Source organism: Arthrobacter koreensis, from assembly GCF_009193255.1.
GTDB classification, from domain to species: Bacteria; Actinomycetota; Actinomycetes; order Actinomycetales; family Micrococcaceae; genus Arthrobacter_B; species Arthrobacter_B koreensis.
In genome coordinates, this window is sequence record NZ_WACG01000001.1 from 828,556 (window position 1) to 844,253 (window position 15,698).

General features: G+C 66.2%; 15 protein-coding genes. 4 read left to right on the top strand and 11 right to left on the bottom strand.

Translation table 11 applies throughout. The features are described from left to right. Positions 1-50: 50 nt before the first annotated feature. The 6 genes from GD628_RS03905 to GD628_RS03930 form a co-directional block, all read right to left on the bottom strand. Positions 51-1,265, bottom strand: coding sequence for a mechanosensitive ion channel family protein (locus GD628_RS03905; protein WP_091601691.1), 1,215 nt, complete (start codon positions 1,263-1,265; stop codon positions 51-53). Positions 1,266-1,371: 106 nt separating this feature from the next. Then, positions 1,372-2,418, bottom strand: coding sequence for an iron-siderophore ABC transporter substrate-binding protein (locus tag GD628_RS03910; protein ID WP_152273865.1), 1,047 nt, complete (start codon positions 2,416-2,418; stop codon positions 1,372-1,374). 119 nt (positions 2,419-2,537) lie between these two features. After that, positions 2,538-3,743 (bottom strand): NAD(P)/FAD-dependent oxidoreductase, encoded by a 1,206-nt coding sequence (locus GD628_RS03915; protein ID WP_152273866.1) that lies wholly within the window; start codon positions 3,741-3,743, stop codon positions 2,538-2,540. A gap of 3 nt (positions 3,744-3,746) precedes the next feature. Then, a complete protein-coding gene (locus GD628_RS03920; protein WP_091601682.1) occupies positions 3,747-4,091 on the bottom strand; it encodes a bifunctional 3-phenylpropionate/cinnamic acid dioxygenase ferredoxin subunit in 345 nt (114 codons plus the stop codon). Between the two features lie 45 nt (positions 4,092-4,136). After that, entirely contained in the window at positions 4,137-4,580 is a 444-nt protein-coding gene (locus tag GD628_RS03925) for a MarR family winged helix-turn-helix transcriptional regulator (protein WP_091601679.1), read from the bottom strand. 101 nt (positions 4,581-4,681) lie between these two features. Then, positions 4,682-5,317, bottom strand: a complete 636-nt coding sequence (locus GD628_RS03930) for a TIGR03085 family metal-binding protein (protein ID WP_091601676.1) — start codon at positions 5,315-5,317, stop codon at positions 4,682-4,684. 186 nt (positions 5,318-5,503) lie between these two features. Between GD628_RS03930 and GD628_RS03935 the strand changes: the two genes are divergently transcribed. Continuing rightward, positions 5,504-7,483, top strand: coding sequence for an acyl-CoA dehydrogenase family protein (locus tag GD628_RS03935; RefSeq protein ID WP_091601673.1), 1,980 nt, complete (start codon positions 5,504-5,506; stop codon positions 7,481-7,483). Positions 7,484-7,537: 54 nt separating this feature from the next. On the opposite strand, the gene fmdA is transcribed toward GD628_RS03935, so the two are convergent. Then, positions 7,538-8,794, bottom strand: coding sequence for a formamidase (gene fmdA, locus GD628_RS03940; protein WP_152273867.1), 1,257 nt, complete (start codon positions 8,792-8,794; stop codon positions 7,538-7,540). A gap of 22 nt (positions 8,795-8,816) precedes the next feature. Beyond that, a complete protein-coding gene (locus GD628_RS03945) occupies positions 8,817-9,101 on the bottom strand; it encodes an FmdB family zinc ribbon protein (RefSeq protein ID WP_152273868.1) in 285 nt (94 codons plus the stop codon). A gap of 280 nt (positions 9,102-9,381) precedes the next feature. On the opposite strand from GD628_RS03945, the gene GD628_RS03950 reads away from it, so the two are divergent. Further along, positions 9,382-10,167, top strand: a complete 786-nt coding sequence (locus GD628_RS03950; RefSeq protein ID WP_420837565.1) for an SDR family oxidoreductase — start codon at positions 9,382-9,384, stop codon at positions 10,165-10,167. Between the two features lie 18 nt (positions 10,168-10,185). Here the strand turns inward: GD628_RS03950 and GD628_RS03955 are convergent, their stop codons facing one another. From GD628_RS03955 to GD628_RS03960, 3 genes are all read right to left on the bottom strand, one after another. Then, positions 10,186-11,223: an NAD(P)-dependent alcohol dehydrogenase gene (locus GD628_RS03955; protein ID WP_152273870.1), complete on the bottom strand. Its 1,038-nt coding sequence runs from the start codon at positions 11,221-11,223 to the stop codon at positions 10,186-10,188. 134 nt (positions 11,224-11,357) lie between these two features. Next, positions 11,358-11,459 carry an MFS transporter small subunit gene (locus GD628_RS16975; protein WP_193313187.1) on the bottom strand — a complete coding sequence of 34 codons (102 nt, stop codon included), beginning with the start codon at positions 11,457-11,459 and terminating at the stop codon, positions 11,358-11,360. Further along, positions 11,456-12,892 carry an OFA family MFS transporter gene (locus tag GD628_RS03960; RefSeq protein WP_091601661.1) on the bottom strand — a complete coding sequence of 479 codons (1,437 nt, stop codon included), beginning with the start codon at positions 12,890-12,892 and terminating at the stop codon, positions 11,456-11,458. The genes GD628_RS16975 and GD628_RS03960 overlap by 4 nt, the downstream gene beginning before the upstream one ends. A 373-nt stretch (positions 12,893-13,265) precedes the next feature. Here GD628_RS03960 and GD628_RS03965 point away from each other — a divergent pair, with 373 nt between their 5' ends. Further along, positions 13,266-14,864 (top strand): hypothetical protein, encoded by a 1,599-nt coding sequence (locus GD628_RS03965; RefSeq protein WP_152273871.1) that lies wholly within the window; start codon positions 13,266-13,268, stop codon positions 14,862-14,864. A 136-nt stretch (positions 14,865-15,000) separates the two neighbouring features. After that, a complete protein-coding gene (locus GD628_RS03970) occupies positions 15,001-15,684 on the top strand; it encodes a class I SAM-dependent methyltransferase (protein ID WP_091601656.1) in 684 nt (227 codons plus the stop codon). Positions 15,685-15,698 lie beyond the last annotated feature (14 nt).

The following is a 15,698-nucleotide window of genomic DNA, read 5'->3' on the forward strand; positions in this document are numbered from 1 at the left end:
CTGCGCCGTGGGTATCATTCCAGCCCTAAGGCCCCCCGGGTTGTCAACACCTAGCGGTCCGTATGGTCATCCCGGTCTTCCCAGGCGTCGCGGCCGGGACCGGCAAAACTGCGGTTGCGTTCCACCGCATCGATGCTGCCGGTGAACAGCTGCGACGTGCTGGTATCTTCGCCTCCGCCGCGGCGCTGCGGCTGCAGGCGCGGGGGCACCGCGTCCACGGCCGGCTGGCGCAGCTGCTCGAAGCGCTGCCGCGGCAGGGCCGCCGGGTGCTCATCCTGCAGGAAGGAAACCATTGACTCCCGGACCAGGCAGCGCAGGTCGAACAGGGTGCCCGAGTCCGGAGCTGAAACGAGGATGCGGACCCGAATGAGGCCCTGGATGGCATCGGTGATCTGGAGGACGCCGGTGCGTCCGTCCCAGAGATCCGTGCCGGCCAGGATGCGCTTCAACTCATCGCGCATTGCCGCCACCGGAGACTCCCAGTCCAGGTCCAGTTCAACGGTGCCGAGGATCGCGGACTGCTTGCGGGTCCAGTTCTCGAAGGGGGTGGAGGTGAAATAGGTGGAGGGCAGGATCAACCGCCGGTCATCCCAGATATGCACCACCACGTAGGTCATGGTGATTTCTTCGATGGTGCCCCACTGGCCCTCCACCACCACCACGTCATCCACGCGGATGGCATCGGTGAAGGCGAGCTGCAGGCCGGCAAAAACGTTTCCGAGGGTGCTTTGCACCGCAAGGCCGGCCACGATCGAGAGCAGGCCGGCGGAGGCCAGCAGGCCTGCGCCCAGGGCACGGACTTCCTCGATGGTCAGCAGCACGCAGGCTACGGCCACGGTGATGATCAGCGCGACGGCGACCCGGCGGCCCAGGATGACCTGCGTCTTCAGGCGCCGCAGCCGCCGGTTGTCCTTGGTGTCGGTGCTGTACTTCGTGAGGATGACGGCTTCGACGATCAGCAGTGCGACGACGGCGAGCCAGCCGATGGCAGCGATCAGCCCAATGACCAGCACGTAGTCCAGGGTGCCGTACCAGGACTCCCCGCGGGCCGTGGCTCCGAGGGCAATCCGGGTGCCGATCAGCGCGAGTACCAGCCGCAGCGGGTTCCGCCCCAGGGCGGTGACTTCGCGGATGTGCGGGACCTTCCGGAAAATCCGGGCAGCGGATCCGTGCACAACACGGGCGGCAATTAATGCGGCAGTGACGGCTAGAAGAACAGCGATCAGTGGCCGCAGCGGGTCCAGGGTGTCGAGGAATTCCTGCATGGGCCGATCATGGCAAACGTCCCGGGGGGCCTGTCCAATTCTGTGATCCCGGACGCAAAAGTGCCCCTCCGGACGAACCGGAGGGGCACCTGTGCGCGGAACGGTGTTACTTGACCTGCGCGGCGGCCTCGCCCAGCATCGGAACGAAGTTGTCCAGCGCGTAGGGGATGCTCAGCACGTTTGCGGCGGAGATGGACAGCGTGAGGGTGTTGTCCGAGTCCGCAACCAGTCCGCCGTTCTTGACGGCCGGAATCTGGCTCAGCAGCGGATCGGACACAATGGCTTCCTTGGCGGCGTCGTCCGCCACCCAGCTGACAAAGAGGTCGGCTTCGAGCTCATTGGCGCGCTCGGGAGACCAGGTCAGGTAGAACGCGTCGGAGGGAGCGTTCTCGTCCACCAGCGGAGCCTGGACCATGCCGAGTTCCTTCAGGAACTTGGGCCGGTTGTCCCCGGAGGTGTAGATCGAAATCTGGTCTGCACCAGCCGTGGTGTCCAGGTTGCCGTAGATGAAGCTGGTTCCTGCCAGTTCGGGGTATTCGGCGGCCTTATCCGTGATGGCCTGCTCGGTTTCCTCCACCAGCTTCGCTGCTTCGTCGCTCTTGCCCAGGGCTTCGCCGATCATCTCGGCGGAATCCTGCCAGGAGGTGTAGTACGGAGTCTCCGGGTAGGCGACCACCGGAGCGATGGCGCTGAGCTTGTCATATTCTTCCTCGGTAATGCCTGAGTAGGCGGCAAGGATGACGTCGGGGGTGGTGGCAGCGATGGCATCGAAGTTGATGCCGTCAGTCTCGGAGTACTGGACCGGAGCGTTCTCCGATCCGATGGGTGCCCCCAGCTCTTCAAGTGCGTCGTCAATCCACGGGGTGGTGCCGTTCTCGTTGCCGCCCCACTCGTATTCCGGCATGCCCACGGGGACTACGCCCAGGGCCAGCGCGGTGTCGGTGTTCACCCAGGAAACAGTGGCGACTCGCTCCGGCACCTCATCGATGGTGGTTTCACCGAACGCGTGCTGGATCGTGACGGGGAACTGGTCGCTGGAGCCGGCAGAGCTTGCGCTGCCCGCATCCGAGGTGGACCCGGTGGAGCAGGCGGAAAGGGACAGCGCGGCAACGGCTGCGACGGCCGCAAGGCTGCGCATGCGGGACAGGGCCATTTGTGGGCTCCTTGATAGTGCAATGTGGACGGGGATGCCGGCGTTTTTTGTCCGGCAAGGTAAGGCTAACCTATTCGTCAGCTAAATACGCAAAACAGATGTGTCCTAATGGGTCACACTCAGGGCCGGGGACGCAGCAGCCGGCGCAGGTCAACCTTGGGATCAGCCAACGCGGCAGCGTCCACAGGCTTGCCCAGCGCAATCAGCCGCCGCGCGGCACGCATGGAGTTCCCGGCGTCTATTCCGGCTGCGCCGGCGAGCGTTCCATCCTCAGAGACGCGGAACACCATGTACCCCGGGCCGGGAAGTCCGCGCTCCACACTGGAACCGCTCCGGGTCATCGATCCCACTGCCTCGGCATGAATGCCATAACGGTCGGTCCAGAACCACGGCACGGCGGCTTCCGGGGGTTCCTGCCCCAGGATTCCGGCCGCGGCAGCCTGCCCGGACCGCACGGCTGCGTCCCAGTGCTCCGCTCGCCGCTCGAGGTGTCCGCCGCTCCGGAGGCGGACGGCGTCGCCCGCTGCGTAAGCACGGGGATGGCTGGTGCGCCCGGCGGAGTCCACCACAATTCCGTCATCAACCTCCAGACCTGCAGCTTCAGCGAGCGCAGTGTCCGGGACCATTCCCACCGCGGCCAGCACGGTATCCGCGGCCACCGCGGATCCGTCTTCCAGCAGCACAGCCAGCCCGGCGCCGTCGGGCACTACGTCCACAGGCAGGGCGGTAAGGGTTTCAACCCCGTTCCGGGCATGAAGTGAATGGAGGTAAGCGGCAGCTTCCGGCCCCATGGCCGGAACCAGCGGTACGGGCACAGGGTCAATGAGTACGACGGCGGTGCCGGCCGCGGCGGCCGTGGCCGCGACTTCAGCTCCGATGAGTCCGGCCCCTATGATGGCGAGGCGTTTTCCGGCACCCAGACGGCCGCGGAGGGCATCGGCATCTGCGCGCGTCCGCAGGGCATGGAGGAATTCCGCGCCGGGGACGGGCAACGTCCGTGCGGTGCCGCCGGTGGCCAGCAGCACAGCGTCGGCCTGGATCTCCTCCCCGCCGGCCAATACTACGGTTCCGGAATCCGGGTGCAGCTGCACGGCCGTCCCGGATACCACTTCCACGGCATTGGCTTGGTACCAGGAATCCTCGGCCAGGGCGGTGGCGGATCCGCCGGCCAGGTAGGCCTTGCTGAGCGGCGGACGGTCATAGGGCAGGCCGTCCGGATCGAGGAGCTGGATGCGTCCGGGGAAACCGCGCCGGCGTAGTTCGGCGGCAGCACTGAAGCCCGCCGGACCGGCCCCGATGATGGCTGCGGAGCGGGGCTGGGACATCCCCTAGGACCCGGCGGGGGCGACGCCCGGGTAGAGGATCACGTCCCCGTCCACGACCTCCACGCGGTGGGCAACGGCATTCACAGTGGCGGGAAGGCACAGGGCCTCACCGGTCTTGAGGCAGAAGCGCGCCGAGTGGACCGGGCACTCAACCTCGCCGTCTTCGATCCACCCTTCAGCCAGGGATGCTTCCTCATGCGTGCAGGTGTCATTGAGGGCGTAGAACCCGCCGTCGTCGCTGTGGAAGACAGCTATGTCGTCCGCTGTTCCGGTGGTGGTGGAGTCAACCGTGATGGCTTCGCCCTCATCGATGTCATCTGCTGCAGCTACGCGAATACCTTCACTCATGGCATCCACGTTACCGCGAGCCCAGCGCCCGAACTGAGCCGGCGCCTAGGCACCGGCGGACCCTGCGGCTCCGTACTGGCGCTGTCCCTCCAGCTCGGAGATTAGTGAGATGAGCTCCTGGCGCAGTGCCGGCCGGAGTTCAGCCGTAAGGCTCTGGTCTTCCAGGCTGATTGCCTCTCCCAGCGCTTCGCGGCCGTACTCGGAAATGTGCACTGCACGCTTGGGCGCCTCGGCGCCGTCGCCCACTTCGTAGACGAGCCCCTGCGAGCGCATGCTCACCAGGGTGGTACCCAGTGTCTGCGCGGTCACCCGGAGCCTGCGTGCCAGTTCCGCCCGGCGCATCGGCCCAAAGTCCCGCAGGACCTTCAGAGCCGTGACCCGCTCCTGGGTCAGCCCCATGGCCCGCAGCCGGTTATCCATCTCCCGGCGCAGCATCCGGGCTGCCGTAGACAGCAGCCGGACCGCTTCCCAATCCCCCTCGTTCTGCATACCTCGGTTCCCCCTGAGTTAGCTGTGGCTGGTTTCCGATTTCCTCAGTGTACTTACTATCCAAACCGAAGCAGGGGGGTGGCTGTCAAGCTCGGCCGCCCTCAGGCCCCGGCATAGTCCTCGAATCGCGCCACGCACCCGGGCGCGCCGGAAATCCGCACCTGCGCGGCCGTTCGCCTTCCCATGGCATGCAGCGCCAGCTCGGTCACCGGGCCGGTGATGGTCACTGCCGGCTCGCCTTTGCGCACCGTGACCTGCTCTCCGCCGGGAACCTGCAGCACCACCCCCACGGGGCTGCGCCGGTACCCCAGGCGGGCCATCAGCGGCAGCCTGCGGCGCAGTTCGCGCAGCTCGCCCTCCGGCAGTTCCCGGGGTTCCGCATGACCGGTTCCGCGGCGGATGTCTTCGTGGTGCACGAAAAACTCGAGGAGGTTGGCGGTGTCGCCGCCCCACCGCATTGGCGAGAAACCCCGGCTGCCGGCGGCGAACCGGTCAACGAGCTGCCGGTAACCGGTTTCCGTCGCGGCCTGGGCCACCAGCGGGTCCAGGCTGTGCTCCTGCCCCGGTTTGTCCCTCCGGACCACATCCCCTGCCATCGCCCACGGCCGTTCCTCCCGCACTATCAGGTGAGCGAGCAGCCTGCTCACGTTCCAGCCGTCGCAGAGCGTGGGTGCGTGCGGGTCAGCGGCGTGCAAAGTGCGGACCATGGCCTCGCGTTCGGTTTCCATCCATGCCATGCCCGGTACCCTACATGGCCGCCGTCCCGGCACCTGCAAAAGGGCGGTGTCGTGGATTGCCTACTGGCCGGCACCGGTTCTCCGGCTACCCCTTTACCGGCCAGTAGGAACGCGTAGCATGGCTGGCACAGCCAGCGGAGGCTGCATGGGGAGCGGCCCTGATCAGTTCAGAACTAGGGGAAAACCATGAGTTCAACTAATCTGCAGGATGCCCAAAACACCGGCGAGGATGATTCGGTCCGCCGGCTCCGGGAACGCAAGGTCAGCGAAAAGGACGCCCGCGACGTCGCAGAGGCGTCCCGTATCACCGACGAGCAGCGGCCCAGCTTCGCCAAGGGCATCTACCTGGGCGACTTCGATCTTTCCCTCATCCGCCCGCATCCCGCGCCGTCGCCCGGCGAAACAGCCCGTTCGGAGAAGTTCCTGGCGGACCTGACGGAGTATTGCGCCACCATGGACGGCCAGCTGATCGAGCGCACCGGGGTGATCCCGGACGAGTATCTGGCGGGCCTGGCCGAGCTGGGAGTCTTCGGCCTGAAGATTCCGCAGGAATACGGTGGCCTGGGACTCTCCCTGCTCTACTACGGCCGAGCCCTGATGATCCTGGGTACGGTCCATCCCAGCCTGGGCGCCCTCGTCTCGGCAGACCTCTCGATCGGCGTCCCTGAGCCCGTGAAGGTCTTCGGCAGTGAAGAGCAGCGACGGGAGTACCTGCCGCGCTGCGCCGCCGGGGCAATCACGGCCTTCCTCCTCACCGAACCGGATGTCGGATCGGACCCGGCCCGCATGCGCACCACGGCCGTTCCCACTGAAGACGGCAGCGAATACGTACTGGACGGCGTGAAGCTCTGGACCACCAACGGCGTCATCGCCGAACTGGTGGTGGTGATGGCCGCTGTTCCTCCGCACGACGGCCAGAAGGGCGGGATCAGTGCATTCATCGTGGAGATGGATTCGCCGGGGATCAGCGTCGAGAACCGTAATAACTTCATGGGCCTGCGGGGCATCGAGAACGGCGTGACCCGGCTGCAGGGCGTCCGGGTTCCGGCGGCAAACCGGGTGGGCAGCGAAGGCCAGGGCCTCAAGATCGCATTGACCACCCTGAACACCGGGCGGCTTTCAATTCCGGCCATGTGCGCAGCCGGCGGCAAGTGGTCGCTGAAGATCGCCAGGGGGTGGTCGAACGCCCGTGAACAGTGGGGCCGCCCGATCGGCCGGCACGAGGCGGTGGGAAAGAAGCTGGCGTTCATCGCGGCCACCACCTTCGCCCTGGAGTCCGTCTTTGAACTCTCCGCGGAGATGGCCGACGCCGGAACCAAGGACATCCGGATCGAGGCTGCACTGGCCAAGCTGTGGGCGAGCGAAATGGCCTACGACATTGCCGATGAGCTGGTCCAGGTCCGCGGCGGGCGCGGGTTCGAGACTGCTGCATCGCTGGCTGCCCGCGGGGAGCGGGCGGTCGCCGCGGAGCAGCAGCTGCGGGACCTGCGGATCAACCGGGTCTTCGAGGGGTCCACGGAAATCATGCACCTGCTCATCGCCCGCGAAGCCGTGGATTCGCACCTCAAGGCTGCCGGGGACCTCGCGGTGGCCGACGCACCGCTGTCCAGCAAGGTGAGGGCCGGCGCGAAGGCCAGCGGCTTCTACGGTAAGTGGCTGCCCACCCTTGCGGTGGGCAGCGGCAACGTCCCGACGTCGTACGCCGAGTTCGGGCCACTGGCCAAGCACCTGCGCTACGCCGAGCGCGCTTCCCGGAAGCTGGCACGCTCCACCTTCTACGGCATGGCCCGCTGGCAGGCCGGGCTTGAGCACCACCAGGCGTTCCTGGGCCGGATCGTGGACATCGGCGCGGAGCTGTTCGCCATGTCCGCGTCCTGCATGAAGGCAGAAACCATCCGGCGGCGGGATGCCTCCGAAGGCGCCGGAGCGTACGAGCTGGCCGACGCTTTCTGCGCCCAGTCGCGGGTGCGGGTGGATGCCCTCTTTGCCGAGCTGTGGAGCAACTCGGATGCCGAGGACCACAGGCTTTCAAAGAAGGTCCTGGACGGCCGGTACACCTGGCTGGAGAAGGGCGTGCTGGACCAGTCGGAGGGAACCGGCCCGTGGATCTCCCCCACGGCGTCCGACGGCGAACCCAAGGAGAACCTGCACCGCAAGTACCGCTGAGCGGAGCGCCTGCCCCGGAACCGTGCCCGGGGCAGACGTGCGCGGCTGGCCGTTTTAGCGGCTTGAGTCGCGCGGTGCTCCGATTCCGGGGTCTATCTGGAAGGGTCCGGATGCCGAGGGCCGCACGTCGAAGTCGAAGATCGACGTCGGAATGTAGACGGTGGAGCAGGAGTTGGGAATGTCGACGACGCCGGAGAGCCTGCCCTCGATCGGCGCGGCACCCAGCAGCAGGTACGCCTGTTCCGGGCTGTAGCCGAACTTGGTCAGGTAATCGATCGCGTGCAGGCAGGCCCGCTGGTAGGACAGGTGCGAGTCGAGGTAGCGCTGCTCGCCGTCGAGCGTCACCGACGTTCCGGAGAACGCGATCCATTCGCTGAACTGCGGGTCCACGTTGCCGGGCATGAAAATGGCGTTCTGCTGCACTCCGTACGTGTCCATGCCGTCCTTGATGATGTCCACGCGCAGGTCGATAAAGCCGCCCATCTCGATGGCACCGCAGAAGGTTATCTCACCGTCTCCCTGGGAGAAGTGCAGGTCCCCCACGGAGAGATTGGCGCCGTCCACAAACACCGGATAGAAGATCCTCGAGCCCTTGGAGAGGTTCTTGATGTCCTGGTTGCCGCCGTTCTCCCGCGGGGGCGCGGTGCGCGCCGCTTCGCCGCCCACGCGTGCCCAGTCCTCCCGCGGCAGCCCGCCGAGAACGGCATGTTCGGCTTCCGGCGGCAGGGCCAGCGGCGGCACCCGGTGCGGGTCCGTGGCGATGAGGTCCCCCTCGCGCTTGTTCCACTTGGCCAGCAGCGCCGCGGACGGCGCCGTTCCCATCAGGCCGGGGTGGATCAGCCCGGTAAAGGAGACGCCGGGGACGTGGCGCGAGGTGGCCGTCTGGCCGTTGAAGTCCCAAATAGCCTTATAGGCGTCCGGGAACTGGTCCGTGAGGAAGCCGCCGCCGTTTTCCTTGGCGAAAATGCCGGTGTAGCCCCAGCCCTGTCCCGCCAGCGGGCCTGAATCCTCCTGCGGAATAGGCCCCACGTCCAGGATGTCCACTATCAGCAGGTCACCGGGTTTGGCGCCCTCCACTGCGAAGGGTCCGCTGAGCTTGTGCACGGTCAGCAGCGGGGCGTTGAGGATGTCCTCGGCGGAATCATCGTTGACAATCGCGCCGTCAAACCATTCCCGGCAGTCCACCCGGAAGGATTCGCCCGGTTTTACCACGGCGACCGGAGGGATCTCCGGGTGCCACCGGTTATGTCCCAGCTTTTCCTGGTCTTCGAATTTTCTGGCCGAGTCGAGTGGAAACAGGTTTTTTGGCACCATTCCTCCTTGTGGACATTCTTTAATCGGGGCGGGGAAGCTTCCGGTGGAGCGGATTCCGGGTAATCCCGGAAGACGGGAGCCGCCCGCCCGGGGAGGAAACCACGGCAGGAACAGACGCGCTGCGGGCCGTACTCTCGATGAGTTGATAGGCGCTGGAGGACGCGCGTGACAGGTTAGGGGCGGTGAATCTCCGTGGTGCCGGGGCCCCGCAGTCCGGGCATGGTTCCGCATCCCGGACGCTGCCCATGGGTGACTGGACCTCAAAGACCGAGCAGTCCATGCACCGGTACGCGTACAGCGGCATTAGTCACCTCTCTGCGGGCATTTCTTCCGGGCCCGGTTCCGTTTACGGATACATTCCAGAAATTCTGGACCCCGGGCCTGAATAGTTTCCGAAAAACCAAACGGCGATTGTTTCACACCCTAATGACGGCTCCTCATAAAGGTCAATGGTTCGTGCTGCCCGGCACTTTTGCCGAGTGCTGCGGTGGAACCTGGACGAGCCTTGACACCTCCCGGAGGCCGGCGCAGACTCAGGCCCTCCGGCAGCCGAGTCCGGACGGCGAACAGCGAAGGGGATGCCCGTGAGTACCTATCCGGCACCGGCAGCAGGCGGTCCTGGCCGCCTGGCGGGGAGGAGGGCAGTAGTCACCGCGTCCAGCCGCGGTATTGGGCTGGCCATAGCGCACCGTCTTGTGGACGAAGGTGCCCGCGTGCTGATCACCGGCAGGGACGCGGCTGCGCTTGGCGAAGCAGCTGCGGGATTCCCGGAGGGAACGGTGCTGGCCGTCTCCGGCAACGCGTCGGATCCGCTGCACCAGCGGGGCGTGCTGGACGCGGCGGCCGACGGGCTGGGAGGCCTCGACATCCTCGTGAACTGTGCCGGGACCAACCCCGTCTACGGTCCGCTGCTGGACCTGGATCTGGACGCGGCGCGGAAGATCCTGGAGACGAACCTGCTTACCACCCTGGCCTGGGTGCAGGCAGCCTGCCGCCATCCGGCCGCCGGATTTCTCGGCGGCGGAGCGTCGGTGGTGAACCTCTCCTCGGTGAGCGCGCGGACTGCGGCGAGGGGGATCGCGTTCTATGGCATCAGCAAGGCCGCATTGGAGCACCTCACCCGGTCCCTCGCCGTCGAGCTGGCACCGGCGGTGCGCGTGAATGCGCTGGCACCCGCCGTCGTCCGGACGCGCTTCTCCCAGGCCCTCTATGAGGGGCGTGAGGAGAAGGCTGCGGCCGCCTATCCGCTTGAACGGCTGGGCACCCCGGAGGACGTCGCGGCGGGAGCAGCGTTCCTGGCTTCCGACGACGCGGCGTGGATCACGGGCCAGGTGCTGACGCTCGACGGCGGACTGCTGGGCGGCGGTTAGCCTTCCCGCGGCAGCCGGTTACGGGACGATGACGGCGCGGCCCAGCAGCTGGTTGTTCTTCAGCTTCTCGTACGCAGACGGTGCATCATCGAGCGAGAAGACCTCGGTGTGCACCCGGATGTTTCCGCTCCGGGCGAGGTCCAGGACTTCGAACAGCTCGGAGCGCGAACCCCAGTACGGTGAGCGCACGGAGACGTCCCACGCCGCTCCGGAGACCAGCCCCATCTTCAGGTTTCCGGCGCCGGCGCCCAGGAGCACATGGTCGCCCTGGTGGCGCACCATTGCCTGGCCCAGGTCCAGGGTGGCCTGGTTGGCTACGAAGTCGAAGACGGCGTCTACACCCAGGCCGTTGGTCAGATCGCTGACCATGGTCGCGGCGCCGGCCTCGGACGGGAAGGTGTACTGCGCGCCGACGTCGCTGGCCAGGTTCAGTTTTGCCTCGTCGATGTCCAGCGCAACCACCGTGGCGCTGGTAAGTGCCCGCAGGATCTGGATGGCCACGTGGCCAAGCCCGCCAACGCCAATCACAACCGCCGTGGCCCCTGAGTGCAGCTTCTCCAGGGATCCCTTAATCCCGTGGTACGGAGTAAGGCCGGCGTCGGTGAGGGAAACATTCCTGACCGGATCCAGGTCCCCCAGCGGCACGAGGTGCCGGGCACTGTCCACAATCATGTATTCCGCCATGGAGCCCGGTGCACCCAGCCCGGGAGGAGTGATGCCGTACGTGCCCGCGTTCCGGCAGTAGTTTTCCCGGCCGGAGGAGCATTCGTAGCAGAGGCCGCATCCCCACGGTCCGTAGACGGCCATTGACTGGCCCTCCTCGATGTACTTCACCCCCTCGCCGATCTTGTCCACGATCCCTGCACCCTCATGGCCGAGGGTCAGCGGCAGCCCGTAGACATACTCGCTTTCAGGGAGGGACATGATGTATTCGTCGGAGTGGCACACTCCGGCGGCCGTGACCTTGAGCCGCACCTGTCCCGGCCCGGGCTCCGGGGTGTCGATTTCCACTACTTCGGGGGCTTGGCCAATGCTGCGGTATTGAAGGGCCTTCATGGCATGCTCCTGTCTCCGCACCGGCAGATCCTGCCCGCACGGGTGGATGGATTTGCCCTTTCATCGTTGCACCGTTGGGCTGATTACACAGCCCCGCAGCGCAGCGCACGGCGGCCCGGAGGCCACCTTAGGGGCTATCCGAAGAGCGCTGCCGCCTTGGTCAGGGTCTGGAAGACACCGTAGGCGAGGGGAATGCCGACCAGCAGCCAGCTAAAGGTCAGTTTCAGGTTGCTCATCGCGTGCCTTCCTCAAGGGGTTCGCTTGCATTGGGGTCCCGGGCCGGATTCTCGTCCGCCGCTTCGGACGCATGATCCTTGCCGGGCTCGTGGTACTTCGTGGCCACCGGCTTGATCAGCAGGTTGGCGATGAACCCCACGATCAGCAGTCCCACCATAGTCAGCAGCGCCGGCTGGTATGCCTGGGCGGTGAGTTCGCCGGGAGTGCCCTGCGCATCCAGGAAAGAGTTGACGATCAACGGACCGGCGATGCCCGCAGCAGACCAAGCGGTGAGGAGGCGGCCGTGAATTGCACCGACCTGGAACGTGCCGAAAAGGTCACGCAGGTAGGCCGGGACGGTGGCGAATCCGCCGCCGTAGAAGGAGAGGATGATGAAGGCCAGCAGCACGTACAGGATGGTGGACGTGGAGCCGAACAGGGCCAGCAGTACGTAGCACGCGGCACCTGCACCCAGGTAGACCATGTAGATGCGTTTGCGGCCGATCAGGTCCGAGGTGGCTGACCAGACAAACCGGCCGCCCATGTTGCCGATCGAGAGCAGTCCCACGAACCCGCCGGCGACGGCCGCCGTGACCAGGGAGGCGCCGTCGGGCTCCCGGAAGAAGTCCTGGATCATGGGTGCGGCCTGTTCCAGGATGCCGATTCCCGCGGTCACGTTGCAGAAGAGCACAATCCACACCAGCCAGAACTGGCGGGTCTTGATGGCGTTGGACGCCGACACGTTGGCGTTGGTGACCAGAGGTTTCCTGGCGACGGTGGCCGGATCGAATCCCTTGGGCTTCCAGTCATCCGCGGGCACGCGGATAGTCCATGCCCCGTAGAGCATATAGACGAGGTACACGATTCCGAGGGTCAGGAACAGCTTGCCGACGGCGTCGCCGCTGGCCACCCAGCCGGGGTTCCCTGAGTCCGGATCATAGAAGGCCAGCAGGGCCGAGGAAAGCGGGCTGGCGATAAGGGCGCCGCCGCCAAATCCCATGATCGCCATGCCTGTTGCCAGGCCTGGACGGTCCGGGAACCATTTGATCAGCGTGGACACCGGCGAGATGTAGCCGATGCCAAGTCCAATACCGCCCAGGAATCCGTAGCCCACGTACACCAGCCACAGCTGTCCGGTGAAGATGCCCGCGGCGCCGACCATAAAACCACCGGACCAGAAAAGCGCCGAGACGAACATGGCCTTGCGCGGACCGTTGCGGTCCACCCAGGTGCCCATGACCGCGGCCGAAAGACCGAGCATCACGATGGCGATGGAGAAAATCACGCCAATCTGGGTGAGGCTCGCGTCGAAGTACTCCACCAGGGCTGTCTTATAGACGCTCGTCGCGTACGCCTGTCCGATGCAGAGGTGAACGGCGAGTGCGGCAGGAGGAATGAGCCATCGGTTGAATCCGGGCGGGGCAATTATGCGGTCTCGGTCCAGCCAGCTCATCTGTTCTCCCAATCTCACCCAGCACAGTCATTGGCCGGCCGGTGCCGCCAGGGCAGCACCGGCCTGTGCGCCCCAGCCTTGTCGATGCCTGGGGATACGGGGGCCTCGACACGCCGTAAATTGCCGGATCATATGCGCGACAGGGCCGCAACCTACCCGCGGGTAACTAATTTTGAAAAACCCTTGCTTTGTTACCAATCAGTAAGTTAGATGTAACCGACATCACATTCCTACTGTCCGGTAACCACCGTTCGTGACACTCCATGACACGGGGGAACTACCCGGCAGCGCACCACGAAGGCGGAGCCCACAGGCGTACTCCCGCCGTTGAAGCGGTCTCAAGACCGAAGTTGAATCAGAAAAGGGATATTCAATGACGAGTTCCACGTCCGGCCGGTCCACTAACCGGCCGCACACCATTCTGACCGGTCTTTTGGCCGTGTTCCTGGTCTTGCTGCTGGCGTTCTTCGTCCTCTTCACCAACCAGGTAGCCAACGGCGCCTCCCAGCTCTCCGAAGGGGCCGAGCGGGCATCCGCCGGTGCCGGAGACCTGAAGGAAGGCGCTGCTGCAGCCGCGGAGGGCGCAGACAAAGTCGCCGCCGGCAGTGAAAAAGTGGACAGCGGTGCCCAGACCCTCGCCCAGGGCATCGGGACCGCCAAGACCGGCGCCACGTCCCTGAATGACGGCGCTGCCACCCTGAACGACGGCGCCGCTGCCGCCTCTGAGGGCGCCAGCAAGCTCGCCGCCGGTGCCACGAATGCCTACACCGGAGCCTCCACGCTGGCCAACGGCGCCTACTCCGCTTCCGAGGGCGCCAACAAGCTGGCCACCGGCGCGACCACCGCCCGGGAAGGTTCGTCCGCCTTGGCCACCGGCGCCAACGAGCTCTACACGAAGATGGAGCCCCTGGTAGGGGGCTCCAAGGAACTCGCCGCCGGTGCGGACGCGGCCGTTGCCGGCATCGGGCAGCTGGCCCCGGGGGCGCAGGCGCTGAGCAAAGGTGTGAACGACGTCTATGCCGCGATCAACCTCCAGCCGGATGCCGAAGGGCTCACCCCCTACCAGAAGATCTCCGCGGACCTAACGCCGTACTCGACGAGCGGAACCTCCGCGGGAGCCCAAGACCTCCGCGATGCAGGGGCAGCACTGGCGCCATTGGAAGCCCTTGGATTCGTTCCGGCAGGCAGCGGCGCCAAACTGGCAGTCGCAGCCGACAAGCTCGAAGGACTGGAACGCCTCGTAGTGGGCATCGACCTCGGCCTCAAAGGCAACCCTGCCGCCCCCTCCCATCCGACGAAGTTCGGAACCACTGTTTATCAGGGCGGGCTTGTATATGGCTCCGATGCTGTATCCGGAGGTCTAAGCGAGCTCAACACCAAAGCCCCCGCCCTCGCGGCCGGAGCAAACAGCGCAGCAGCGGGCGTCGAACAGCTCTACGCCGGAGCCGGAACGCTCTCCGCAGGTGCCCAGAACCTGAACCAGGGCCTCATCACCCTCGAAAACGGCGCCTACACCCTCTCCGAAGGCAACGCGAAGCTCGCCAACGGCGCGGGAACCCTGACCAGCGGCCTCGGCACCCTTGAAGCTGGCGCATACACGCTCTCCGAGGGCAACGCCAAGCTGGCAGACGGCTCCGGCCGGCTGCTCTCCGGCTCGGATTCGCTGAACGAAGGCATGGTCAAGCTGAACGACGGCGCTCAGACGCTGAAGGAAGGAACCACCACGCTGAAGACCGGCGCGGCGGACCTCGCAGAAGGCAACGGCAAGCTCGCCGACGGCACCGTGACCCTCGCTGACGGCAACGGTCAAATCTCCGCCGGCGCCGGAACCATGATGGAACGCACCTCGGCCATGACGCCGGGTGAGATCCTCACCTCGCCCGCCATCCTGGCGGTCCTGATCCCGGTGGCTCTGCTGCTCATCCCGCTGGCCCTGCTGATCTCGGCCCGCGGCCGCCGCTCACAGCACTAGAGCGGCGCGGATAAGCGCACCACCGACGAAGGAAAGGCCGGACACGTCCCCAGGGAGGTGTCCGGCCTTTCTACGTGCCGGCCGGCGTGCAGACAGGCGGCTTGGAGGCGCCGGGCCGCGGAACTAGAGTTCAACCATGCAGGAAAACCCCACGCACCAGCATGATCCGCAGGAATCGGAGCCCCCGGCCCGGCCCCATGAATTCTGGGACGGGTTCTACCGCGAACGCACCCAGGTGTGGAGCGGGAACCCCAACGCCCTGCTGGTCCGTGAGGTCGAAGGACTGAATCCGGGCACCGCACTCGAGCTCGGCTGCGGAGAAGGGGCAGACGCCGTCTGGCTGGCGAAAAAGGGCTGGGAAGTGACGGGCATGGACATCTCCGCGGTGGCCCTTGAACGGGCAGCCGCACATGCGCGCGACGCCGGGGTGGATAACCTGGTCACGCTCCTCGAAGCAGACCTGGCGGAGTGGTCCGCCACGGATCCCGGGACCTGCCCCGGCTATGACCTGGTCTGTGCACAGTACCTGCACTCCCCCACCGAACTTCCGCGCAACGCCATTCTGCTGCGCGCGGTCGCCGCCGTGGCGCCGCGCGGCCGGCTCCTCGTCGTCGGGCACCAGGACTTCCCGCCGTGGGGCCGCCACCCGGCGCCCGATCCCGCACTGCCCACCGCAGGGGAACTGGCGGAGGAGCTTGGCCTGGTGGCTGCGGGCTGGATCATCGAGACCGCTGAGGCGATTCCGCGGACAGTCCAGGGCCCCGAAGGCCAGGAAGCCGTTGTCCATGACAACGTACTGTTGGCCCAGCGCGGAGCCTAGAGGTATGGGTCAGG

Bases quoted from the DNA above. Each gene is read 5' to 3' on its own strand.
- GD628_RS03905 (WP_091601691.1), bottom strand. From the start codon at position 1,265: ATGCAGGAATTCCTCGACACCCTGGACCCGCTGCGGCCACTGATCGCT.
- GD628_RS03910 (WP_152273865.1), bottom strand. From the start codon at position 2,418: ATGGCCCTGTCCCGCATGCGCAGCCTTGCGGCCGTCGCAGCCGTTGCC.
- GD628_RS03915 (WP_152273866.1), bottom strand. From the start codon at position 3,743: ATGTCCCAGCCCCGCTCCGCAGCCATCATCGGGGCCGGTCCGGCGGGC.
- GD628_RS03920 (WP_091601682.1), bottom strand. From the start codon at position 4,091: ATGAGTGAAGGTATTCGCGTAGCTGCAGCAGATGACATCGATGAGGGC.
- GD628_RS03925 (WP_091601679.1), bottom strand. From the start codon at position 4,580: ATGCAGAACGAGGGGGATTGGGAAGCGGTCCGGCTGCTGTCTACGGCA.
- GD628_RS03930 (WP_091601676.1), bottom strand. From the start codon at position 5,317: ATGGCATGGATGGAAACCGAACGCGAGGCCATGGTCCGCACTTTGCAC.
- GD628_RS03935 (WP_091601673.1), top strand. From the start codon at position 5,504: ATGAGTTCAACTAATCTGCAGGATGCCCAAAACACCGGCGAGGATGAT.
- GD628_RS03945 (WP_152273868.1), bottom strand. From the start codon at position 9,101: ATGCCGCTGTACGCGTACCGGTGCATGGACTGCTCGGTCTTTGAGGTC.
- GD628_RS03955 (WP_152273870.1), bottom strand. From the start codon at position 11,223: ATGAAGGCCCTTCAATACCGCAGCATTGGCCAAGCCCCCGAAGTAGTG.
- GD628_RS16975 (WP_193313187.1), bottom strand. From the start codon at position 11,459: ATGAGCAACCTGAAACTGACCTTTAGCTGGCTGCTGGTCGGCATTCCC.
- GD628_RS03960 (WP_091601661.1), bottom strand. From the start codon at position 12,892: ATGAGCTGGCTGGACCGAGACCGCATAATTGCCCCGCCCGGATTCAAC.
- GD628_RS03965 (WP_152273871.1), top strand. From the start codon at position 13,266: ATGACGAGTTCCACGTCCGGCCGGTCCACTAACCGGCCGCACACCATT.
- GD628_RS03970 (WP_091601656.1), top strand. From the start codon at position 15,001: ATGCAGGAAAACCCCACGCACCAGCATGATCCGCAGGAATCGGAGCCC.